This is a genomic window from Maribacter luteus, assembly GCF_009674825.1.
Taxonomy (GTDB): domain Bacteria; phylum Bacteroidota; class Bacteroidia; order Flavobacteriales; family Flavobacteriaceae; genus Maribacter_A; species Maribacter_A luteus.
Map to the genome: position 1 here is coordinate 119360 of NZ_WKJH01000028.1, position 23928 is coordinate 143287.

Annotated in this window: 20 protein-coding genes and 1 riboswitch; of the genes, 10 read left to right on the forward strand and 10 right to left on the reverse strand. The window is 39.3% G+C overall.

Annotated elements, in window-relative coordinates:
• Positions 1–7: 7 nt before the first annotated feature.
• The 4 genes from GJ691_RS16855 to GJ691_RS16870 all read right to left on the reverse strand — a co-directional run bounded on the left by GJ691_RS16855 (position 8) and on the right by GJ691_RS16870 (position 6857).
• The gene (locus tag GJ691_RS16855) at positions 8–1285 is read right to left on the reverse strand and encodes an O-acetylhomoserine aminocarboxypropyltransferase/cysteine synthase family protein (protein ID WP_154369024.1); all 1278 of its coding nucleotides are present in this window, start codon (positions 1283–1285) and stop codon (positions 8–10) included.
• 123 nt (positions 1286–1408) lie between these two features.
• Positions 1409–1547: riboswitch (SAM riboswitch) on the reverse strand.
• 76 nt (positions 1548–1623) lie between these two features.
• A complete protein-coding gene (metK, locus tag GJ691_RS16860) occupies positions 1624–2880 on the reverse strand; it encodes a methionine adenosyltransferase (RefSeq protein ID WP_154369026.1) in 1257 nt (418 codons plus the stop codon).
• A 303-nt stretch (positions 2881–3183) separates the two neighbouring features.
• Entirely contained in the window at positions 3184–5862 is a 2679-nt protein-coding gene (locus tag GJ691_RS16865; protein WP_154369028.1) for a TonB-dependent receptor, read from the reverse strand.
• Positions 5863–5912: 50 nt separating this feature from the next.
• Complete coding sequence (locus tag GJ691_RS16870) at positions 5913–6857, reverse strand: GLPGLI family protein (protein WP_154369030.1); 945 nt, start codon at positions 6855–6857, stop codon at positions 5913–5915.
• A gap of 190 nt (positions 6858–7047) precedes the next feature.
• Between GJ691_RS16870 and GJ691_RS16875 the strand changes: the two genes are divergently transcribed.
• From GJ691_RS16875 to GJ691_RS16885, 3 genes are all read left to right on the forward strand, one after another.
• Positions 7048–7662, forward strand: a complete 615-nt coding sequence (locus GJ691_RS16875; protein ID WP_154369032.1) for a deoxynucleoside kinase — start codon at positions 7048–7050, stop codon at positions 7660–7662.
• Between the two features lie 12 nt (positions 7663–7674).
• Positions 7675–8385 carry a dipeptidase PepE gene (gene pepE / locus GJ691_RS16880; RefSeq protein ID WP_154369033.1) on the forward strand — a complete coding sequence of 237 codons (711 nt, stop codon included), beginning with the start codon at positions 7675–7677 and terminating at the stop codon, positions 8383–8385.
• 262 nt (positions 8386–8647) lie between these two features.
• The gene (locus GJ691_RS16885) at positions 8648–9358 is read left to right on the forward strand and encodes an energy transducer TonB (protein ID WP_317665931.1); all 711 of its coding nucleotides are present in this window, start codon (positions 8648–8650) and stop codon (positions 9356–9358) included.
• A gap of 70 nt (positions 9359–9428) precedes the next feature.
• Here GJ691_RS16885 and GJ691_RS16890 read toward each other — a convergent pair whose 3' ends face one another.
• The 4 genes from GJ691_RS16890 to GJ691_RS16905 form a co-directional block, all read right to left on the reverse strand.
• A complete protein-coding gene (locus GJ691_RS16890; protein ID WP_154369035.1) occupies positions 9429–11834 on the reverse strand; it encodes a sodium-translocating pyrophosphatase in 2406 nt (801 codons plus the stop codon).
• Between the two features lie 111 nt (positions 11835–11945).
• Entirely contained in the window at positions 11946–12473 is a 528-nt protein-coding gene (locus GJ691_RS16895; protein WP_154369037.1) for an inorganic diphosphatase, read from the reverse strand.
• Positions 12474–12545: 72 nt separating this feature from the next.
• Positions 12546–15041 carry a DUF5686 family protein gene (locus GJ691_RS16900; protein WP_154369039.1) on the reverse strand — a complete coding sequence of 832 codons (2496 nt, stop codon included), beginning with the start codon at positions 15039–15041 and terminating at the stop codon, positions 12546–12548.
• A 108-nt stretch (positions 15042–15149) separates the two neighbouring features.
• Complete coding sequence (locus GJ691_RS16905; protein WP_154369041.1) at positions 15150–16127, reverse strand: pyruvate dehydrogenase complex E1 component subunit beta; 978 nt, start codon at positions 16125–16127, stop codon at positions 15150–15152.
• Between the two features lie 184 nt (positions 16128–16311).
• On the opposite strand from GJ691_RS16905, the gene GJ691_RS16910 reads away from it, so the two are divergent.
• The 5 genes from GJ691_RS16910 (at position 16312) to GJ691_RS16930 (ending at position 21272) form a co-directional block, all read left to right on the forward strand.
• On the forward strand, positions 16312–17058 hold the full coding sequence (locus GJ691_RS16910) for an electron transfer flavoprotein subunit beta/FixA family protein (RefSeq protein WP_154369043.1): 747 nt from the start codon (positions 16312–16314) through the stop codon (positions 17056–17058).
• 94 nt (positions 17059–17152) lie between these two features.
• Positions 17153–18121 (forward strand): electron transfer flavoprotein subunit alpha/FixB family protein, encoded by a 969-nt coding sequence (locus GJ691_RS16915; protein WP_154369045.1) that lies wholly within the window; start codon positions 17153–17155, stop codon positions 18119–18121.
• A gap of 87 nt (positions 18122–18208) precedes the next feature.
• The gene (locus GJ691_RS16920; protein WP_154369047.1) at positions 18209–18838 is read left to right on the forward strand and encodes a bifunctional nuclease family protein; all 630 of its coding nucleotides are present in this window, start codon (positions 18209–18211) and stop codon (positions 18836–18838) included.
• 20 nt (positions 18839–18858) lie between these two features.
• Positions 18859–20322, forward strand: a complete 1464-nt coding sequence (locus GJ691_RS16925) for a NupC/NupG family nucleoside CNT transporter (protein ID WP_154369049.1) — start codon at positions 18859–18861, stop codon at positions 20320–20322.
• A 125-nt stretch (positions 20323–20447) separates the two neighbouring features.
• Positions 20448–21272, forward strand: a complete 825-nt coding sequence (locus GJ691_RS16930; protein ID WP_154369050.1) for a thymidylate synthase — start codon at positions 20448–20450, stop codon at positions 21270–21272.
• A gap of 77 nt (positions 21273–21349) precedes the next feature.
• Here the strand turns inward: GJ691_RS16930 and GJ691_RS16935 are convergent, their stop codons facing one another.
• Entirely contained in the window at positions 21350–21646 is a 297-nt protein-coding gene (locus tag GJ691_RS16935) for an isoamylase early set domain-containing protein (protein WP_154369052.1), read from the reverse strand.
• A 497-nt stretch (positions 21647–22143) separates the two neighbouring features.
• On the opposite strand from GJ691_RS16935, the gene GJ691_RS16940 reads away from it, so the two are divergent.
• Positions 22144–22530: a 2TM domain-containing protein gene (locus GJ691_RS16940; RefSeq protein ID WP_154369054.1), complete on the forward strand. Its 387-nt coding sequence runs from the start codon at positions 22144–22146 to the stop codon at positions 22528–22530.
• 92 nt (positions 22531–22622) lie between these two features.
• Positions 22623–23117, forward strand: coding sequence for a dihydrofolate reductase (locus tag GJ691_RS16945; RefSeq protein WP_179955162.1), 495 nt, complete (start codon positions 22623–22625; stop codon positions 23115–23117).
• 4 nt (positions 23118–23121) lie between these two features.
• Here GJ691_RS16945 and murI read toward each other — a convergent pair whose 3' ends face one another.
• Complete coding sequence (gene murI, locus GJ691_RS16950) at positions 23122–23910, reverse strand: glutamate racemase (RefSeq protein WP_154369056.1); 789 nt, start codon at positions 23908–23910, stop codon at positions 23122–23124.
• Between the last annotated feature and the right edge of the window lie 18 nt (positions 23911–23928).

The following is a 23928-nucleotide window of genomic DNA, read 5'->3' on the forward strand; positions in this document are numbered from 1 at the left end:
AATCCGATTATCCAATTGTCGAAAAAGCTTGTTCTAAATCAGCCTTAAGATCTTCTATATCTTCCAATCCCACAGATAAACGAATCAAATCCTGACCTACCCCTGCGGTTTCTTGTTGCTCTTCCGTCAATTGTTGGTGTGTTGTACTCGCAGGATGGATGATCAAAGATTTCGTATCACCGATATTGGCCAATAAAGAGAATATTTTAGTCGCATCGGTGACTTTTTTTGCAGCTTCGAACCCGCCTTTTACACCGAATGTCACCAAACCGCTTTGACCTTTTGGCAAATATTCCTGGGCCAAATCGTAGTACTTGCTACTTTTCAGACCTGGGTAATTTACCCACGCGACCTCTTCCCGTCCTTCTAACCATGTAGCCAACTCCAACGCATTCTCACTATGCTGCTTTATACGAACGGATAATGTTTCCAAACCTTGAATGATCTGAAAAGCGTTAAACGGACTAAGTGCACCTCCGAAATCGCGTAATCCTTCCAAAATCAATTTAAATGTAAATGCCGCTGCTCCTAAGGCTTCGCTATATACCAAACCGTGATAACCTGCAGAAGGTTCGGTGAATTCCGGATATTTGCCGTTTGCCCAATCAAATGTACCTGCATCGATTACAGCACCACCCAAAGAAGTTCCTTGGCCACCGATATATTTCGTCAGCGAATGGATCACAAGGTTCGCACCGTATTCAATAGGATTCAACAAAGCTGGCGATGCAACAGTATTATCGACAATGAAAGGCACTTGGGCTGTTTTGGCTTGTTCTGAAATAGATTTTAGATCCAACACATCTAATTTTGGATTTCCCAACGATTCCACAAAAATTGCCCTTGTATTATCTTGTACCGCTTTTCCGAAATTTGCAGGTTCTGAAGCATCGACGAACGTGGTCGTAATTCCCAACCTTGGTAAAGTAACGTTCAATAAATTAAAAGTACCCCCATATAAACTACTGGAAGCCACAATATGATCTCCCGCCTTTAACAATGTCAATAAAGTTGTGGAAATAGCGGAAGTCCCTGAAGCAAAGACCACAGCACCTACACCACCTTCTACAGCAGCCAACCTATTCTGTAAAATTTCATTGGTCGGGTTGTTCAACCTTGTATAGATAAAACCCAGCTCTGCCAACGAAAATAAGTTAGCGGCATGATCGGTATTATCGAATACATACGATGAAGTTTGATAAATAGGCACTGCTCGTGTTCCACCCGTTTTCGTGGTGTCATGACCGGCATGCAATGCGTTTGTTGTAAATTTTTGATTACCCATGATTTTAATTTGTTTATGTTGTTAATAAAATAAATCAAAACACTAGTACCTGTGCTGCGATTCGCAACTAGGAATAATCAAAAAGTTAAAAAGAAAGAGACAATTACAAAAATGTAATTCGTTTCGTTATCTATTCTTGCCTAAATTAAAGGATACTGAAAACATTCAGCCTCAAGATAGAATTTAGCACCTTCTTTGCACAGGAGGCAAAGGGTTGCTAAGGCTTCACAGGGTCTATTCCCTCCACCTTTCTTGATAACAATTCAATATGTGTTTGAACTTTTGAACGGCAAATATAAGGCCGTGTATTTGGTTTTTCCTAATCTTTTTAAAAAAAATCACATTTTAAATGCGGATTTTACCGCATCTACCATATCCAATTTTTCCCATGTGAACAACTCCACTTCTTTTTCAATCCTACCATTATAAGGGGATTCAAAAATCTTTGTTATTGTCTGGGGCTCTTTACCCATATGACCGTAAGCTGCGGTTTCCAAATAAATAGGGTTACGAAGCTTAAGTCTTTCTTCTATGGCAAAAGGACGCATATCGAACAATTGCGATACTATGGTCGCTATTTCCCCGTCTGAATATGAAATTTTAGACGTGCCGTAGGTGTTTACAAAAATCGATGTTGGCTCTACAACGCCTATGGCATAACTTACTTGTACCAATATTTCATCTGAAACGCCAGCAGCTACTAAATTTTTTGCAATATGGCGTGCCGCATAAGCTGCACTACGATCCACTTTACTAGGATCCTTACCACTGAAAGCACCACCACCATGTGCCCCTTTACCACCATAAGTATCCACAATGATCTTTCTTCCCGTAAGTCCCGTGTCACCGTGCGGACCTCCTATTACAAATTTCCCGGTCGGATTTATATGGTATTTTATTTGATCATCGAATAAAGCTTGGTCGCTTTCCGGTAATTGCTCAATTACCTTCGGCATTAAGATTGAAATAATATCTTCCTTGATCTTGGCAAGCATCTTATCATCATCAGCATCAAAAGCATCATGCTGTGTAGATACAACGATAGTATCGATACGCTGCGGAACATTATCGTCGGAGTACTCAATAGTTACTTGGGCCTTGGCATCTGGCCTTAAATATGAAATCTCGGTCCCTTCCCTTCTAATGGTTGCGAGGGTCTGCAATATCCTATGGGAAATATCCAAAGCCAAAGGCATATAATTTTCGGTTTCCTTGGTGGCATAACCGAACATCATTCCCTGATCCCCAGCTCCCTGCTCTTCTTTAGACCCACGGTCAACACCTTGGTTAATGTCTTGTGATTGTTCATGAATCAAAGAAATAACACCACATGAATCGCCACTGAATTGGTATTCCCCTTTCGTGTATCCTATTTTATTTACGACATCGCGTGCAATATTCTGAACATCTAAATACGTATCACTCCTAACTTCACCGGCCAGGACTACCTGCCCCGTAGTTACCAAGGTTTCACAAGCTACTTTACTTTCGGGATCGAAAGCCAAAAAACTATCCAATAATGCATCACTGATTTGATCGGCAACTTTGTCCGGATGCCCTTCACTAACAGATTCTGAGGTAAATAAATATGCCATTTTTATAAAAATAGATGGGAGGAAATAAAAAAAGATTGCGAAAAAGGCGAATAAACTGAATGAAATCAGTTATCACTGCTTTAGCATTTTTACAATACCGAACTTAGTCCAGTATCCAGTTCCCTTAAGAACCAGGCCCTAATTTAAATTTTAGGCTATGAGGTTGCAATCAGTCAAATCTTTCCTCTCAAGATTGGGGACAAAAGTATAAAAAATGTTTTTCTTATATAATATAAACCGATTGTATTTTATCAAAAAAACACCAAAATAATCAATTGTATTCGTAATCAATACCTCAGCGTACTATATATCATATTTAACCGTAAATAGCACATATCTCGGCTGCACAAAGTAAGATTGTGTGGTAAAGTACAAGTCGTTTGTACTATCCCTATTAAGGATACTGGTATTTAACAGGTTAGTCCCCTTAATTCCGAATTCCCATTTACTATCTTTCTGTTGGTAGGTTAAATCCGATTCCAAGAAGCTATACTTATTATCAATAGTACCTTCTTTATCGGTGTAATCGTAATAATCATAATCTACGGTCAAGATAAAGTTCTTAAGGAAAGCCGTATCGAACCTGGCATAAGGTCTTTTAGTGAAATAGGTTGTTTCCCGCCCGCCGTTGTCATAATTGTTCACACTATAGCGATACCCTACTTCAAGATTGGGTGCATTTTTAAAATTTGTAGACACAGCCCCCTGATAATTTTGGGTAAATGCATTGGAAGTGAGTTGTGCATTGTCTACCAGGTTATTGGTGGTCGACCATGCCAAACTACCTCGCACCGAACCCTTAATTTTACCAAAAGTACGCTCATAGCGCCCATTGGCCGAAAACGATTCATCTTCGAAGTTTGAATTGATCGTGGTACTGATACGGTTAATCCCCACAATTTCAGCACTGCTTTTCAGGGCGTCGATTCTTTTCGTATAAGTGACATTCCCGAAAATATTCGTGAAATTGAACATATTGAAACTGAAAAAATTCAATGAGAGATTATGGTTCAAGGCACTTTCCAGACCTCTATTCCCTTGATAAACAGAGTTGTAGTTATTAAGTACATACCCCTGTGCAAATTTATTGACATCAGTAAACGACCGGGTTACCCTATAATTAAACCTAAGGTTTTCCGATTTTTTCAATTGGGCATTAATATAAACATCTGGCAACAAGGAAGTAAGATCATCTTTTACCGTAGTTCCCAATTGTTCGTTCTTTACATTAAACTGATGCAAGGTAACCCCAGGGTTGAACGTGAAAATCCCGGATATAACCTTATAATGAAAACCTAAATAAAGATCAGAAACACTATAGGTCACATCGTTTTCATAGTCCGAGCCTTCAATATCCAAAATATTATCCCCGTCCAATATCTGATATATAGCGGAGTTGAAATTCTGATGGCTTTGTGTTGTCCCCAAAGTAAAGTTCAAATTACTTTTGTCTCCCAACACATAGTAATAGTCGACCTTCGCATCAACCTTATTGGTTACCGTATTCTTTATTTGATTCAAATTATAAATTTCTTGATCTTCATCTACCGGAAAAATTTCGGTAAAAGCGAATTCACTTCGAATAGCCTCATAAAATGGATCCTCATCTTGATACAGATACTGGGCCTCCACAGCAAAAATATTCCTGTCGTTCAAGGTGTAATACAAGTTGGCATTTTGGTTTATGGATAATGGTTTCTGCCGTTTTTCTTCTGAGATCTCATCTGTAATATCCGATATGGACAATACACCAACCACCTCATTATCATTGGATTGCTTTAATAACACATCATAATCTACCTGAAGATCGACACTAGGCTTATACCTTGCACTTAATTTCGCAAGCCCCAATTGCACCGTTTGATCGGTATTGGTTGTTGCATTCTCAATATCGTTACTGGCAATATAGGTAGTAGTGCTTTGTGACTTCATCAAGGTGCCTGTGTAAGAATAAATTCCAAAACCGCTTAAATCCAATGATTTGGTCGGGGCATAACTAAAATTAACCGCGGCAAATTTGGTATCAATATCGTTCGCCCTATTATTTTGGGCCGTAGTAAGACCCAGACCATCTGATCCAATATCAATTGAGCTACCTCCGCGTACATTTATACTCCGAAATCCTCCTGTGAAATTCCTATAATCACTACGGGTGAAGGGTACCTCACCCAAATTATTTAAATCGGTTATGATATTTATACTATATTCAGGACTATAGTAAAACAGTTTTGGATGTGCCAGATAACGATCATCAGGCCCATAACCCGCTGTTAGCTCCCCGAACCAAAATTTCTTTTTACCTTCTTTTAATCGAATATTCAAGGCTACATTGTCATCATCATTGGTGAGACCTTTCATTTGTGAAACCTCGTTGTAATTTTTAAGTACCTCTACCTTACTTAAAGCATTGGCGGGAATATTCTCAACGGCAATTTTGGAATCCCCATCGAAAAAGTCCTTTCCTTCGACCATTACCTTGGTCACGGTCTTCCCTTCAACTTCTATTTTTCCGTCGTCATCGATTTCTATTCCCGGAAGGTTTTCGAGCACATCCTTCAATTTTTTCTCTGTCCCCGAAACAAAGGAATCGGTATCATAAACGATCGTATCCCCCTTGACCGAAACGGGCATTTCATAGGTAACCTCAACCTCATCTAACTGATTGGCCTGTTCCTCCATTACAATATCCTTTACGGCATCCGTTTGCTGTGCGGTAAATGTAAAAGACTCGGTCTTTAGGCCTAAATAACTAACCTTGACCGTATATTGACTCCCGGTTTTTAAATTTAATTTGTATTGCCCGGAGTGATTGGTGATACCATAAGACTCCAAACCTTTTGTAGCCGTATTTATGGCAATCACATTGGCCATATCAACACCTGTTCCCGTGCTATCTTTAACCGTTCCCGTTAATGTAATCTCTTGGGCCGAAACAAAAAATCCCAAGGCCAAAAAGACCAGCATATTCAACGTAATTTTCATCTAAATATATTTTTTAGGGAAGAAATAATGGATTCTGTCAATTGTCTGCACTAAAATCTTGCACCTCCACGTCCGCCTCCGCCACTTCGATTGTTACGAAAGTTCTCCCTCATTTCTATCATTTTCTCGCGAGATATCTCATCGTATTCGGCTTGTGTGACCTTCTTTCCTTTTTTTGGAGCTTTGATTTCAATTTTATCCTTAGGGTTCAAGGTGATCTTGGAACAAATTATGGTAGTAACATCATCACTAACGGCCAAAATAAGTCCTGGTAATCCCCAATATTCAGAAGGACCATGATTTATAGGGACTTCCGGTGTATACCATGCTTCTACGACAACCTCCTTCTCTATAAATTCGGGCTCGTTATTTTCTTTTTCCTTATTATCGGCGTTATCATTATCCCTTCTTCTACCACGGAACAATGCCTGCATATTGGGGCGTTTAACCGTTTTAACCGCAGTAGCTTTATATGCCGTGTAATTACCTATTTGTTTAGTATCGCTACCCAATTGCCAATTTAATCTTTCAAGAGTATCGTCTATTAAAAAAATCTTGCCAAAAAGTTCATTCTTAATAAGGTACTTTTCTTCTTTAATATTTTTATATAAATCACCTCCTGCTGATCCCATAGCCCCAAAGCGCATTCTTCTTGGCCCTGAATTACCGGGTTGTTCCAATTTTTCAACTTCTTCATATATTGATTCCGTGGCATTGAAAGAAAGTTCAAATGTCTTTTCATTTGCCTTCTTCATCCGTTCCATGATTTCCTTCTTTCGGTCTTCGGGAATTTGCCTATTACCAAAATCTATATTCACTTGGGTCTTACTCTCATATGTGGCCTTTCCCTGAAAGTCCTGTGCAAAACCAGCATGCATACCAATGACCATTACAAGAATGAATAAAATATTATTCCTTATTTGTTGGACAATTGTATCTTTAAAAGAATTTCTGCATCCAGGTCGATGTACTGAACTATGGTTTATTTTGGTCATGGTGAAATGTAAATCGAATTATATAGTGTAGGACTATAGGATAGGCATAAGGTTTAATCTGTAATTCAAAAAAAAAACACCTTTCAACTATTTTTTTTTCGATATTAACATAAAGGTTTTTTCATCCTGTAGTTATCTTGTATATTGTACTCCCCTAAACTCAATTGAAAAACACAAATCTGAATACCCTATGCATATTGCCGTTGCAGGAAATATTGGCGCCGGAAAGACCACTTTAACTAGACTATTGGCAAAACACTATAAGTGGGAAGCCCATTTTGAAGACGTTGTTGACAACCCGTATTTGGATGATTTTTACAACCAAATGGAACGGTGGAGCTTTAACCTTCAAATCTATTTCTTAAACCATCGATATCGTCAAGTACTCAGCTTCAGGGAAAGCGGCAAAGACATTATTCAGGATAGGACCATTTATGAGGATGCTTATATCTTTGCACCTAACCTCCACGCTATGGGACTGATGACCAATAGGGATTTCAATAACTATTCGAGTCTTTTTGAACTAATGGAAAGCTTGGTGCAACCCCCGGATCTTTTGATCTATTTAAGAAGCACTATACCTAATCTGGTATCCCAAATACATAAACGTGGCCGGGATTATGAAAACACCATTTCCATTGACTACCTAAGTCGGTTGAACGAGCGTTACGAAGCTTGGATCTATGGATATGAAAAAGGCAAACTCCTGATTATTGATGTCGACAACCTGGATTTCGTGGATAATCCTGAGGACCTTGGTGAAATTCTGAACAAGATAGATGCAGAGATCAACGGTCTGTTCTAAAAAAGGTCGACTATGGTAAACTGCCTGCTTGCCAGTACATCTACAATATTCGGAAGTACTTATTTGGATTATTTGTTCGATAGCTTAGAACAATTATTTCAGAATACGGATGAAGTAGTTTTCATTCCGTATGCAAGACCGGGTGGCATATCACATGATGAATACACTAAAATCGCCAAAAAAGGATTCAAGAATATAAATAAGTCAATCGTTGGCCTTAACACTTTTGAAAACCCTATTGAAGCAATAAAAAAAGCCAAGGGTATATTTACAGGTGGCGGAAATTCGTTTGTACTGGTCAACGGTCTTTATCAAAACGGGGTCATTCCAATTTTAAAGGATAAAATTAATTCCGGAACGCCTTATTTGGGCACCAGTGCCGGAAGTAATATTGCCGGCCCTACCATTAAAACCACCAATGACATGCCCATTGTCTATCCACCAAGTTTTGATAGTTTGGGAATAATACCATTTAATATCAACCCACATTACCTTGACCCGGATCCAAATTCAACCCATAAAGGGGAAACGCGGGAAACACGTATCAAAGAATTTCATGAATTCAACAACACTCCGGTTATCGGTTTAAGAGAAGGCAGTTGGATCCGAGTTCAAAACGAAGAAACAACACTTCAAGGTAGTCAGCTTAATGCCCGGATTTTCGAGAAAGGAAAAGATGCTTACGAAATACCGGAAGGTACATCCCTGAAATTTCTAAGATAAAGGAGAAGTCCATTGGTTTTATTCCTACATAAAAGGAGGTAATACCACTTTTAACAAACACGTTACTCTTTCAAAGGTATATTTCACTCAATAGAATAGACCCTTCACTCAAAATTGATTTGGGGAACACCGAATAAGATGTAGATTCATTCAAAACATTCGTCAAGCCTAGAAACCGATTATATCAATTCCGGACACCGATATAGTAGACTTGTAACCATTGTATAACCGCTCCTTTCAATGGAAGGACCTAAAATTTTGAATGATGAAACCAAAAAAATATCCCCAGAGGGATTTAAACAAGAACAGCGGACTTTATTTTGTAATAGGACTAATCATGGTCATGGTACTGACCTATGTAGCTTTTGAATGGAAAACCTACGACAAACCCCATTACTTCACCGAAGCCATTAACAATCCTGATGAACTGCCTGGAGAATTACCGCCAATCATTACGTTGAATATACCGCCTCCACCTCCCGCTCCGGTAATTCCGGAAATAATCCAGGTTGCGGAAAACGATGACCCAGTAATTGAAACTGTAATAGAATCTTTGGAAAGCGACACGGAAAAAGAAATTCTGGATGTCAACGATATTGATGTCATCGACGACCCTGTTGATTTGCCTCCCGTTCCTTTTTCTGTAATAGAGGATGTGCCTGTTTTTCCAGGATGTGAAAATGCAACCGATAAACGGGCTTGCTTTCAAGAACAGATGAACAAACACATTCGAAAAAACTTTAAATATCCCGATATTCCTTTGGAAATGGGAATCCAGGGCAAGGTTTACATGCAATTTATTATTGAGATCGACGGTAGTATCGGACACATTCAAAAAAGGGGACCGGATAAATATCTAGAAGCTGAAGCCGTACGCATCATTGAACTATTACCAAAAATGCAGCCCGGCAAACAAAGGGGAACAGCCGTAAAGGTTCCTTTCAGTATTCCTATTAATTTTAAACTTCAATAAATCAATAAAAAAACAAACCCTGACAACTTTTATCAGGGTTTGTTTTTATTTATATAAAGAACTTGGGTTATTATTTATTTATAACCTCTTCAACTTCTTTCTTTACTTTGATACTTATATCGGAATCAGCTCCTTTATAAGCCTCTATTTTAGCTTTTACATCTTCCTCACTACCTGTGAACACTTCTTTAGAAACAGTCTTTTCACCGTTTAAGGTTTCAGCAGTAGTTACAGTTGCATTTACCGTTCCGTCATCATTCTTTTTCATTTCTACCCTGACCTCTTTCCGAACTTCCTGTGCCACCATTTCGGTAACCGCTTTCTGTTCATTATAGGCCGTCAAAGTATCTGCCGATATAGCTATACTAGGTGCGATCACCAATGCAACGACTGACATTAATTTCAAAAGAATGTTCAATGAAGGTCCTGAAGTATCTTTAAATGGATCACCAACGGTATCACCTACAACAGCCGCTTTATGTGCATCCGAACCTTTTCTACCATCCGATTCGATCATCTTTTTGGCATTATCCCATGCACCACCTGCATTGGATTGGAAAATTGCCATGAGCACCCCACAGGTAGTAACCCCGGCAAGTAGTCCTCCTAACATTTCCGCACCTCCTATAAAACCAACTGCTACAGGAACGGCAATTGCCAACAAGCCAGGCAATACCATCTCTTTAATCGATGCTTGTGTGGAGATGGCCACACATTTATCATACTCGGCCAAACCATCAGCTTCATCAAAAATAGCCCTTTGTTCTGGAGTTGCTTTTGTCATATCGGAATCAACGGCCCTCATGACTTCCAAAGCAGCTTTCAATTGTGGTATATCCCTAAATTGACGTCTTACTTCTTCTATCATTGCCATAGCGGCACGCCCAACGGCATTCATTGATAGGGCCGAAAATACGAATGGCAACATACCCCCAACCAAAAGTCCGGCCATCACAGTCGGTTTAGAAACATCGATAGCAGAAACATTTGCGACTTTCATAAATGCTGAGAATAAGGCTAAAGCTGTCAAAGCTGCCGAAGCAATTGCGAATCCTTTCCCAATTGCGGCGGTTGTATTACCTACAGCATCCAATTTATCGGTACGTTCACGAACTTCGCTTGGCAATTCGGCCATTTCCGCAATACCACCGGCATTATCGGATATAGGTCCGTAAGCATCTACGGCCAATTGAATTCCAGTATTGGCCAACATACCAACGGCGGCGATGGCGATACCATATAAACCGGCAAAATGGAACGAAACCACAATCGCGATCGCGATCAATAATATAGGAATCATTGTAGACATCATACCTACTCCTAAACCAGCGATAATATTAGTCGCTGCCCCAGTTTCTGATTGTCGCACAATAGAGTTTACGGGTTTTGTACCTGTACCAGTATAATATTCAGTTATTTTACCTACGCCCAAACCGGCTATCAATCCGGCCAAAGTAGCCCAGAAAATACCCATAGCCCCACTTGGCAAACCGTCAACTGATTCAGGAATCATTGTGGTAATAATAAAATAGGATGCCACGACCATTAAACCGGCCGAACCAAATTCCCCGATATTCAAAGCTGTTTGAGGGTTACCCCCATCTTTAACCCGAACGAAGAATGTTCCTATAATCGACATAACTATACCTACTGCAGCTAGTACCAATGGCAAATAAACCGCTCCTAAACCAGCGAAATCAGGAGTAATGATAAAAGCCCCCAAGACCATTGTACCAATGATAGAACCAACATAAGACTCGAATAAATCGGCCCCCATCCCGGCAACATCACCAACATTATCACCCACATTATCGGCAATAGTAGCTGGATTCAATGGGTGATCTTCAGGAATTCCCGCTTCTACCTTACCTACCAAATCAGCACCGACATCAGCAGCTTTGGTATAAATACCGCCACCAACTCTTGCGAACAAGGCGATGGAAGATGCCCCAAGTGAAAATCCTGATAGCACATTCAACACCAATCCCAGATTGTCTGCACCAGGCCAAATATTCTGATAAATTATAAATAAACCACTTAATCCTAATACCCCAAGGCCTACGACCCCAAGACCCATAACAGCACCCCCGGCAAAAGCAACTTCAAGGGCTTTGCCCAATGAGGTTCTAGCCGCCTGTGTAGTTCTAACATTTGCCTTTGTAGCCACTTTCATGCCTATAAAACCGGCTAATGCGGAGCAAATGGCCCCAACAACGAAAGAAATTGCCACCATTCCATGGGATCCGGTTTCATTACTTCCTTTAAAGTAGAGGAGAATCGCCACTGCGATTACGAAAATTGACAATATTTTGTATTCAGCTTTTAAAAATGACATTGCACCATCAGCAATATTCTTGGCAATTCTTGCCATTTTTGCATCACCAACTTCTTGTTTTGAAACCCACATGTTCTTGATAAACACGAACATAAGAGCCAAAACTCCAAAGGCCGGTAAAAATTTCACTATTAAATCCATTTTTCAGTTATTTAGGTTTTTAAAATACGCGCTAAAGTAAGAAAATCAAATAGATAAAAAAAGTGGCTTTTCAATATTGAAAAGCCACTTTTGATACCTTTAAATTCAGATTTAAATAGTGAACGTACGTTTTTTCTTATGCTCACTGTTCTCATAACGCTCAACGCATTCATGATAAATTTGAACAGCTTCTTTGGAATCTCCCCATCCGCCAACATCTACTTTCTTCTCTTCCAAATCTTTATATACTTGGAAAAAATGTTCTATTTCTTTTAATCTATGTGGGTTCACGTCCATTATATCATTTCTTTTACTCCATATAGGATCGGAGATGGGCACACATATTATTTTTTCATCCGGTCCCTTCTCATCTGTCATATGAAAAACCCCTATAGGTTTTACCTCTACCACCACCATAGGAAAGGTAGGTTCCGTACACAACACCAAAACATCCAAGGGATCTTTGTCCAAGGCCAAGGTTTCTGGAATAAACCCATAATCACCCGGGTACATCATTGACGAGAACAAGGTTCGGTCGAATCGGATCTTATTCAATGTAAAATCGTATTCATATTTATTTCTACTTCCCTTAGGTATTTCAATAAGTACATCAAAAGTGAGGCTTGGTTTTTTACTCATAATTTATTTTTTTTTGTATTACAAAGATATTGAAAAGATTGAATTAGCTTTTCCTGTTTCCCCAAAATCCCTTTAAAAATGGAATCCGAATTCCCCGGTAACGCTAAAACGTCTGGCATCGGGATTCTCAAAATAATTCCCCCTGAAATTAAAGTCAATCCTGAAAAACTTCAAGATATTACCCACACCTACCGAATATTCATAATAAATCTTCTTATTCGGGGCTTGTAATGGAATATTGGTCGGGGCACTCAATGCCATATTTTCTTGGGACAATTCTCCCCAAACACCTCTTAACCCAACAAATTCCCGTAAGTTCAATTTTCGAATCAATGGTATTCTGGAAAACAGCCTACCGTTAAAGTTGTGCTCTAAATGCAAGGAGGTATAGGTGTCCGTAACGAACTCATAAAAATCAAGATTAGGAAAAGTATTATAAATCGTGAACAAGGTCTGGTTTCCTGGAACCACATTCAAAAGACTTAAGGGCACTTCACCAAAGGTCTTACCTACCTCAACCGTACTCATTAATCGCCCAAAACCTCCCAATTGCCAGGGTTGACTATAGGAAAACTGTAGTTTACTATAATCAAAATCACTTTCAAGAAACCCCTCGAAACCCCTTGTATAGTTCAACAACAAGGTACTATAAGTATCGTTTATACTTCTTCTTTCGACTCCATACCCAATGGTTCTTTTACCGGGAGTATAAACGATCATAGTACTAACATCGAACTGTTTTACTTCTGAGGAAATACCTGTTGGGGATTCCGGATCAATGTAGTTAAGGTTAAATGCTTCCGGCAATGCAGAACTTAACGTTCGCAAAGAACTCCCCACCCGAACCCGGAAATTGGTCAAGGGCTCAACCTCCAAATTAAAGGTACTTAAATTAATATTCGTTAATCTATCATTGGAACCCACGGTCAATACCGAAGATGAGGCTATGCTACGACCAAGTACATCATTCGTCGAGGTTAAACTTAAGCCCAATTGCTCCACATCCCGTCGATTGCCACCGGAGATGATCAATCTACTTTTTTTATCTAACAGCCACTTAGCGGAAAAGCCGTGTTTCACTTTTTTATCCATGAAACCGTAGGCCATATAACCTTCCAAACGCCACGGGTCATTTTGGCCAAAATAAGTCCTCGCCCCTCCTCGAAGCCGAACACCCTCGGCATCATTATAGCCGAATACGCTATAGATATCCCCAAGATCAACGTTCCATTTGTCAATTTCAACATATCCTGAACCCAAAATACTGACAATATTATAGAACGATTTAAATTTAGGGACTGTTTTAAGGGTATCTAACAACTGATAAACACCCTTTTCGTCCTTATTCAATGCTTCCAACCTATTATTCTGCCAAAAAATGCTGTCCCTATTCAACACTAAAGGATCATATTCATTACTCTTGACCCTGTAAAACTCCTTGGGTTTAGGTATATTGAATCGATAATCATTATAAACCGTTGTTCGTTTACCGTAAACCCCTTTGGACTCCTCTTTTTTCCTCAAACTGAAGTCGGTCAACATATAATCTCTCTTCAGCAAGAAGACCGAATCGCTAACGACCTCAAAATCCTGTTCTATATATATTTCCTTGACCCAGTTGATATTGGCACTTTTGGTAACTTCAAGGTTTATGTTCTTAATGGCGTAGGTAGAATCGTTCACCCAAAAATCGCCCTTAAAGGTCAATTCATTTTTACGCCTTGGATAATAGGTAATATTATAACACCACTTATTATCTATAAAAGCACTGTCTCGAAGTACATAATTATAAGTATCTATCCCTGTTTTTGAAAGCGGACTTGTAAAACTTTTATCGAAGAATTTCAGGTAATTATCGTATACATCGTAATCTTGATACAAATCCTCAACAAAAGCAATAATCGCTTGATTGTTTTCAAAACCCGAATTCTTATTACCTAGTAAATCTTCCTTTTCAACATTTGTGGTATTGTCACCATAAACCTTTGAGAAAGTTTCGTTCAAGAAAATAGGGAGGTAGGTCTTACCCGTAATACGGGAAGTATCAAGATCTTGAAAAACAAATTCCAACCCTTTGAAAATCTTCTTTTTCATTAGGGCACTATCAATAGTATTAAGATCGAACTCTACTTTTTCGTATTTATCATATTGGTATTGTTTAAACTTACGTAAACCATTTTCCCTCTTCTTGGACCATATTTTTCGAAGAATATCTATCGCCGGATTGTTCTTTTTGGGTTGTTTTCCTCCAAAAACCACAACCTCACCCAATTGCTGGCTAGACTCTAGCAACTCTACCCGCATTTTATAGTTCACCCGGTTGGGCAATTCGATTTCTTTGGTTTCATATCCCATAAAGGAAACCACCAAAACTTCATACGTAGTATCCGATTCAAGATAAAAGCTACCGTTTTCATCTGTTATGGTTCCCTCGGTAGAATTCTTGAAGAGCACATCGGCAAACGGAACAGGCTCACCGAATTCATCCACAACAGCACCCCCGACCTTGGTTTGCGAAAGGGCCACAACACAGAAAAACATAAAAAAAAGAAATAGGAATCTATTCATTTGCAACCAATATTCTATCTACCCCTAAAGTAGGGTATTGCTCAATTAAAAAAGCTTCGCCAACACTTGGTCGGAGAAGCTAAATTTCCTTTACAATTATGTACTCCTTTATTTATAAAGAACCTTTTTAACAGCGTTGATAACATCGTCTTTATTCGGCAACCACTCAGCCAGTAAAACAGGTGAATATGGTGCTGGGGTATCGGCGGTGTTTATTTTTTGGATAGGAGCATCCAAATAATCAAATGCATTATTTTGAACATGGAAAGTAATTTCTGTTGCCACATTTCCAAAAGGCCAAGCTTCTTCCAAAATAACCAAGCGATTTGTTTTCTTTACTGAGTTCAAAATGGCATCATAATCCATAGGCCTAACCGTACGTAAATCTATGATTTCACAGCTAATACCTTCTTTAGCCAATTCATCTGCAGCTTTATCAGCTTCCTTTATGATCTTTCCAAACGATACAATAGTAACATCGGCACCTTCCCTTCTAATATCGGCAACACCCAAAGGAATGGTATAATCACCTTCTGGAACTTCACCTTTATCACCGTACATCTGCTCAGATTCCATAAATATTACAGGGTCGTTATCCCTGATAGCTGACTTTAACAAGCCTTTGGCGTCGGCCGGATTTGATGGAACAACTACCTTTAATCCGGGACAATTCGCAAACCAGCTCTCTAAAGCCTGGGAATGCGTGGCCCCCAATTGACCTGCAGAACCAGTAGGTCCACGAAAAACAATAGGACAACTAAATTGTCCGCCGGACATTTGCCTGATTTTCGCAGCGTTACTTATAATTTGATCAATCCCGACCAATGAAAAGTTAAAGGTCATGAATTCGATAATCGGCCGATTACCGGTTAACGTAGAACCTACGCCAATTCCGGAAAAGCCTAATTCAGAAATAGGGGTGTCGATAACACGATCAGGACCAAACTCGTCCAACATGCCTTTAGAAGCCTTATAAGCGCCATTGTACTCTGCGACTTCCTCACCCATTAAATATATGGACTCGTCTCTTCTCATTTCCTCTGACATAGCCTCTGCTATGGCTTGCCTAAACTGTAATGTCTTCATCTAATGCTTTTATATTAATGTTATCCGTTCGGATAAAAACGAAAGCAAAAATAGCAAATTATATATCAATTTAAAGACTCATGGAATTAAAAAAATAACAAATTTTACTATGCGTGCATAGTATTTTTGAAAAAGATTACCTATCTTAGCTCGATTCTTTTAAAGACTTGAAAACATTACATTTATGAAGATATTAGTTTGTATAAGCAACGTTCCGGACACAACCTCCAAGATAAATTTTACCGATGGAGATACTAAATTTGACACTAATGGTGTTCAATTTGTGATTAATCCAAACGATGAATTCGGGCTTACACGAGCCATGTGGTTCAAAGAAAAACAAGGGGCAACGGTTCATGTTGCATCCGTTGGGGGTCCCAGTGCCGAACCCACAATAAGGAAAGCCTTGGCAATCGGCGCAGACGAGGCCATTCGTGTGAATGCAGAACCGACCGATGGTTTCTTTGTAGCCCAACAGCTGGCCGAGGTCGTGAAAAATGGTAGTTACGACCTTATTATTGCAGGTAGGGAATCTATAGACTATAATGGTGGTATGGTTCCCGGCATGTTAGCTACCTTATTGAACATGAACTTCGTCAACACCTGCATAAACCTTGAAATTGACGGCAACGATGTTACTGCGGTACGAGAAATAGATGGTGGAAAAGAGAAAATCGGCACCACCCTACCTTTGGTCATCGGAGGCCAAAAAGGCCTCGTTGAAGAAAGTGACCTACGAATACCCAATATGCGGGGAATCATGATGGCCAGAAAAAAGGTATTGACCGTGGTAGAACCTATTGAGGCAACAATCGCTACCACTGATGTGAAATTTGAACAACCCGCACCTAAAGGAGCAGTAAAACTTGTAGATGCGGACAATGTAGGTGAGTTGGTAAACCTCTTACATAATGAAGCCAAAGTGATTTAGGCCTTTCTCAAATGCTTCGGGCCACAACACCCGAAAAACTAACCCAATAACAAATTCCCGAAAAAAATTCAGGAAAAAAATCAAAGATAAATTTATGTCAGTATTAGTATATACAGAATCAGATAATGGCAAATTCAAAAAGAACGCCTTTGAAGTTGCCTCATATGCCAGTGAAGTCGCAAGGCAGATGGGAACAACAGCCACAGCAATTTCCATTAATGCAAACGATAATGAAAGTTTAGGTCTATACGGCATTTCAAAAGTATTGAATGTCGCTAACGACCAACTGAATGTGTTCAACGCCAAAGCATATGCCCATACGATAGCGCAGGCCTCTAATAAGGAAGAAGCCAAGGTCATTATCATAAGCTCTAGCTCGGACACCAAGTTCCTTGCTCCTATCTTGGCGGCAAAATTGGAAGCGGGCTATATTGCCAATGTGGTCGCAGCACCCGAAAGCACAAGTCCTTTCATCGTTAAAAGAACGGTGTTCAGTAATAAAGGATTTGCCCATTCGCAAATCAATACAGAAATAAAGGTAATCGGAGTATCAAATAACTCATTCGGACTGGTCGAAAACAATACATCGGCCAATATCGAAGATTTTTCACCTTCCCTTGATGATACTGCATTCTCTATAAAATCACTTGAAATAGACAAAGTGGTCGGTAAAGCGACCATTGCGGACTCCGAAATAGTCGTATCCGGTGGGCGAGGTCTTAAAGGCCCGGAAAACTGGGGCATGATCGAGGAACTTGCCGAAGTACTCGGAGCTGCAACAGCATGCTCAAAACCCGTATCGGATATGGGGTGGAGACCACATAGTGAGCACGTTGGGCAAACTGGAAAGCCAGTAGCCAGTAATCTTTACATCGCCATTGGTATTTCCGGAGCCATACAGCATTTGGCAGGGGTCAGCTCCTCTAAAACCAAAGTGGTCATCAATACCGATCCTGAAGCACCCTTTTTCAAAGCCGCGGACTATGGAATTGTGGGCGACGCCTTTGAAGTAGTACCTAAACTCATCGAAAAATTAAAAGAATTTAAAGCGCAAAACGCTTAATTTTTGTTAATTTGCGCCTCTAAGGGCTGTTCAATCTATTGGCCATGCCTTTTGATTTGAACAGCCCGTTGTGGTTTATTACAGCCTATGAGTTTAGTACGATTAAAAATTAAGGGGATTTCCTATAGCCAAACCCAAAATGGTGCATATGCCCTTATATTGAACGAGGTTGACGGTGATCGCAAGCTTCCTATAGTCATTGGGGCCTTTGAGGCCCAATCTATCGCCATAGCCCTTGAAAAGGAAATAAAACCTCCTAGACCTTTAACGCATGACCTATTCAAGAATTTTGCGGACAGGTACGATATAGTCATCAAACAGGTTATCATTCATAAATTAGTCGATGGCGTGTTTTATTCCAGTATTATCTGTGAACGTGATAATATAGAAGAAATAATTGACGCCAGGACAAGCGATGCCATAGCGTTGGCACTTCGATTCAATGCTCCTATATTCACTTATAAGACCATACTTGACAAAGCCGGTATATTCCTGAAATTTACATCGAAAGAAACAGATGAAGATAAAAATGACGAAAGTATCATGGTAGATGAGATTTTGCAAGAGGGCGATACCGTGGAGATTGATCAAGGAGCGAGCGATGCCTTTACCGAATTGACCATTGATGAGCTGAACAAGGAATTGGAAAAAGCCGTTGCCAACGAAGACTACGAAAAAGCGGCCAAATTAAGAGATGAAATTTCAAAACGAAATTAAACTAAAAGAGCATTCTACCTATGAAAACTAATTACTGGATGCTTTTTTTGCTTCTGCTAATATCCTCTACATCATTCGCCCAAATAAATGCAGTACAAGACACTTTGGTCTCGGTCACCGAAACCATTGCATTACATTCAACCGATGCCAAACAAGTCACTGAGATAATCCCGAATGCAGGATTTTCGATCAATAGTCTATGGCGGGGCATATTAGGCATGATTTCCCTTATTCTGATTTCATTCCTTTTTAGTGCCAACAGAAAGGCTATTAATTGGAAGACCGTAGGTATGGGCCTAGGTATACAGGTTTTGTTGGCCATTGGAATTCTACAGGTTCCTTTTATTAGAAGGATCTTTGAATTCTTGGGAATGATTTTCAACGAATTATTGAATTTCACTTTGGCAGGTAGTGAGTTCATTCTAGGTAACCTTCTTAATCTTGACAATCCGAACATCGGCTATATTTTTGCCTTTCAAATTCTGCCAACCATAATATTCTTCTCGGCATTGACCTCGGTTTTATTCTATTTGGGAATTATCCAAAAAATAGTAAAAGGATTGGCATGGTTACTCACCAAATCCTTAGGCATCTCAGGGCCCGAAAGCCTCTCTGTTGCCGGCAATATATTCTTGGGCCAAACCGAATCACCACTCATGATCAAAGCTTATCTCGAAAAAATGAATAAGTCGGAAATTCTTTTGGTAATGATCGGAGGCATGGCTACGGTAGCTGGAGGGGTTTTAGCAGCATATATTGGTTTTTTAGGAGGAAATGACCAGCAATTAAGACTGGAATTCGCCAGACACCTTATTGCGGCTTCCGTTATGGCAGCACCCGGGGCAATCGTGATTTCAAAAATATTATACCCACAAACAGAAGAGGTAAATACCGATGTATCCGTTTCCTCGGAAAAAATCGGGGCAAATCTTCTTGATGCTATAGCCAATGGTACATCAGAAGGACTAAGATTGGCCGTTAACGTAGGCGCAATGTTATTGGTTTTCGTAGCTTTTATCGCCATGATAAACGGTATCTTGGGCTGGGTCGGGGACATGACCACACTGAATGACTGGATTGCCGCAAATTCTTCTTACCAAGCATTTTCCCTGGAATCTATTCTAGGGACCATCTTTGCACCACTAATGTGGTTAACGGGCGTACAATCAGAAGATATAATGCAGATGGGACAGTTACTGGGCATTAAATTGGCCGCAAGTGAATTTGTAGGATATATTCAATTGGCTGAATTAAAAGATGTTGCCAATGCCACCCACTTTACTTATAACAAATCAGTTATTATGGCTACCTATATGTTATGCGGATTTGCAAATTTCGCATCTATAGGTATTCAAATAGGCGGTATTGGATCGTTGGCACCCGGCCAACGGAAAACGCTGTCCGAATTTGGAATGCGAGCCGTTCTTGGAGGCTCCATTGCTTCTTTACTTTCTGCTACGATTGCAGGAATGATATTGGGCTAATCGTCTATCGTTGATAAAATTTCATAAGAATAACCCTTACGTTCGTAAAAGTAGATGGCCATTTCATTATTTTTAGCCGATTAACAAATAACTTTTGAAAACCCATATTCGGGTCAGCGGTTCATATGAAACAATATCACGATTTACTAAAGCAAGTTTTGGAAAATGGTTGCCAAAAAGGCGACCGAACAGGAACAGGGACCTTGAGTGTTTTCGGTCACCAAATGCGTTTTGACCTAAGTGAAGGTTTTCCCATGGTAACCACCAAAAAATTACATTTAAAATCGATTATTCACGAATTATTATGGTTCTTGAAAGGTGACACGAACATTGCATACCTTCAGGAAAACGGAGTGCGAATTTGGAACGAATGGGCAGATGACAACGGTGATTTAGGCCCTGTTTACGGACACCAGTGGCGTAATTGGAACAGTGAGGACATAGACCAGATAAAAGAGGTTGTCCACAGCCTTAAACACAATTCGAACAGTAGAAGGATGCTGGTATCCGCTTGGAATCCCAGTGTACTGCCGGACACTTCCAAATCATTCGCCGAGAATGTCGCCAATGGTAAGGCCGCACTTCCGCCATGCCACGCTTTCTTCCAATTTTATGTTGCAGATGGCAAATTATCATGTCAATTGTACCAACGTAGTGCAGATATCTTTTTAGGAGTCCCTTTCAATATTGCATCTTATGCCTTGTTCACTTTGATGATGGCACAAGTCTGTGGCTACCAACCCGGGGAATTCATCCACACCTTTGGGGATGCCCACATTTATAACAATCACATGGAACAGGTTGAACTTCAATTAAGCAGGGAACCTAGACCATTACCTAAAATGCTGATCAATCCTGACATCAAGGACATATTCGATTTCAAATTTGAAGATTTCACGTTGGTAGATTACAACCCCCACCCACATATAAAAGGGGTCGTGGCGATATGACCAAAAAAAGTAACCCAAAATAAAAAGGCCCAAAAGTGTATTCTTTTGGGCCTTTTTATTTTCTTTATTTTCTATTCTCAAACATCAAGAACCGCATTCTCAGCTCCTGCATAATCATTCCATTGGTAACGATCAGCTTCCGCCTCGTTCACATAATTTCCATCTACCAAATACCTGAATTCATAGGTGTTCTCTTTAGGAAGGTCTAACGTACCCTTGAAAGTCCCGTTCTTTAATTTTTTCAATGAGCTCCCTTTAGGGTTCCAATTGTTGAAATCACCAACAACGGCAACTTTCTTAGCTTCTTCAGCCGGAACTGTAAACGTAACTTTACAAACTGGCTTTGATTTTAAATATTTTTTTACAATTCCCATAACATGAACAATTTAAATTTAGTACAAAATTAAAGCATTAAACATCTCATTACCAATGATTAATGTCATTTTTATCATTTTAACAATATATAGGGTACATTTGGCATTGCTTCTTAAAAACCATACATCCAAATTCCTAACTAAGTAATAAGAACACGCTACTTTTAAAGCACTTACTATGTTATTTATAGCATTTATGGTTTCTTCGGCTTTATAAGGATGAAATCCCAACCGATTTGCTTCCCTCCTTTGCGAACAGATTATTGTATTGATCATTACATATTCAACCCATAAATCACCTCCTAATCAATTAGATATAAATATGATTATGGTCATTTCATAAAGCAATAGAACTTACGTATATCATCCCAGAAGAAGCTGCATTGGCATATAAAAATTCTTTATAATCCGCGAATATTTATGACAACCATTCATTCATCTAAATAATCAATAAAGGCCAAATAACGTATCTTTGTATCTTAAAGAAAGTCATTCGTATGTTTAATAAGGATAAAAAGCAAACGGAATTAAATTTAGAACAACACGACTTAATGGAGTCTGCCCAAACTCGTATAAAGCAAAAGAAAAGACTTTATGAGCATTTTGTCATATTCCTTGTCGGAAGTGTTTTTCTTGTGTTGATAAATAAAATATTGAAATTCGGCGAAGCGTATGATTGGTTTATTTGGGCCATTACTTTCTGGGCTTTTTTATTCGCAATACATGTTTTCAATGTTTTTATAACGCAAAAATTCATGGGAAAGGAATGGGAAAGGAATCAACGCGAGAAGTTGGTCATAAAACAAAAACAGCGAATAGCGGAAATACAAAAAGAAATTGAAACGGAATTTCCCCTTTCGAAAATCAACAAAAAAATCGATTGAGATCCTGCCTCCCAATTTCTTTCAAATTTTCGGCTTTATGATGATCGGTCTATTTTTTGTTACTATTTAACTAAAACAAAAATAAAACAACAGTGCAGACCATCACCATCATAGCGGCTGTAGGCGAAAACAACGCCTTAGGAAAAGATAATGACTTGCTTTGGCATTTACCCGATGACTTTAAACGATTTAAAAAATTAACGACCGGACATTTTATTATAATGGGAAGAAAAACCTTTGAGAGTTTTCCCAAACCTTTGCCCAATAGAACCCATATTATCGTAACCAGGGACAAAAACTACACGACCGATCATGACCAATGCTTGGTGGTACATTCCTTGGAAGATGCCATAAAACTAACACATAAAGATAACTCCCCTTTTATCATTGGAGGCGGGGAAATTTATAAGCAAGGTGAGAAATTTGCCGAAAAATTGGAAATCACCAGGGTTCATTCAGAATTCAAAGCCGATACTTTCTTTCCGGAAATCGATGAAACGATTTGGCAATTAACGGAATCCGAATTTCATCCCATCGACCAAAAACATAAATATGCGTTCACTTATTTAACGTATCACAGAAAATAGATTTTTAAAAATCTAGGCATGACAATTTAAGAGAAGGACCGTATCCTTGTAAAAAACTTTCGAGAATATTCACATTGGCATTTGATATAAATTGGAAAGTGGTTTTCTTACCGGCATTGCACAATAGATCATTCTTTTCCAAAACGGCTTTTGTTTGCCGAGCAACCGCCTCTCCAGAATCTATTATATTGATATGGGCCGGCAACATATCTTTTATGACAGGAAGCAAATACGGATAATGGGTACACCCCAGAACCAAATGATCTATTCCTGCAGCTACCATTGGATTCAGGTATTTTTCCAATAAAGCTTTTGTTTCCGGAGCGTTTATTTTATTACTCTCTATCAATGGTACCAAACCGGTCCCTACTTGTTCATAAATGTGTATTCCGGCAGCATGGTTCTCCGTTGTACTATGAAATAAAGAGCTGGATAACGTCCCTTGCGTGGCCAATACCCCGACCTTTTTCGATTTTGATCGTAATGCAGCTGGCTTAATGGCCGGTTCAATACCGATAAAAGGTACAGTATAATGTTTGCGTAAATAATCTATGGCATTGGTCGTTGCGGTATTACATGCTACCACGACAAGCTTACAACCTTTAGCCAATAACAATTCGGTGTTCTTAATGCACAACTGAATTATTTCATCCTTGGATTTCTCCCCATAAGGAGCATTTTTGCTATCGGCCAAATATATGGTACTCTCATTAGGAAGTAATGAATTTATTTCTTTCCATATAGATGTACCACCAATTCCTGAATCAAAAATACCTATAGGGTGATCATTCATACATTTCCTGTAATAGAA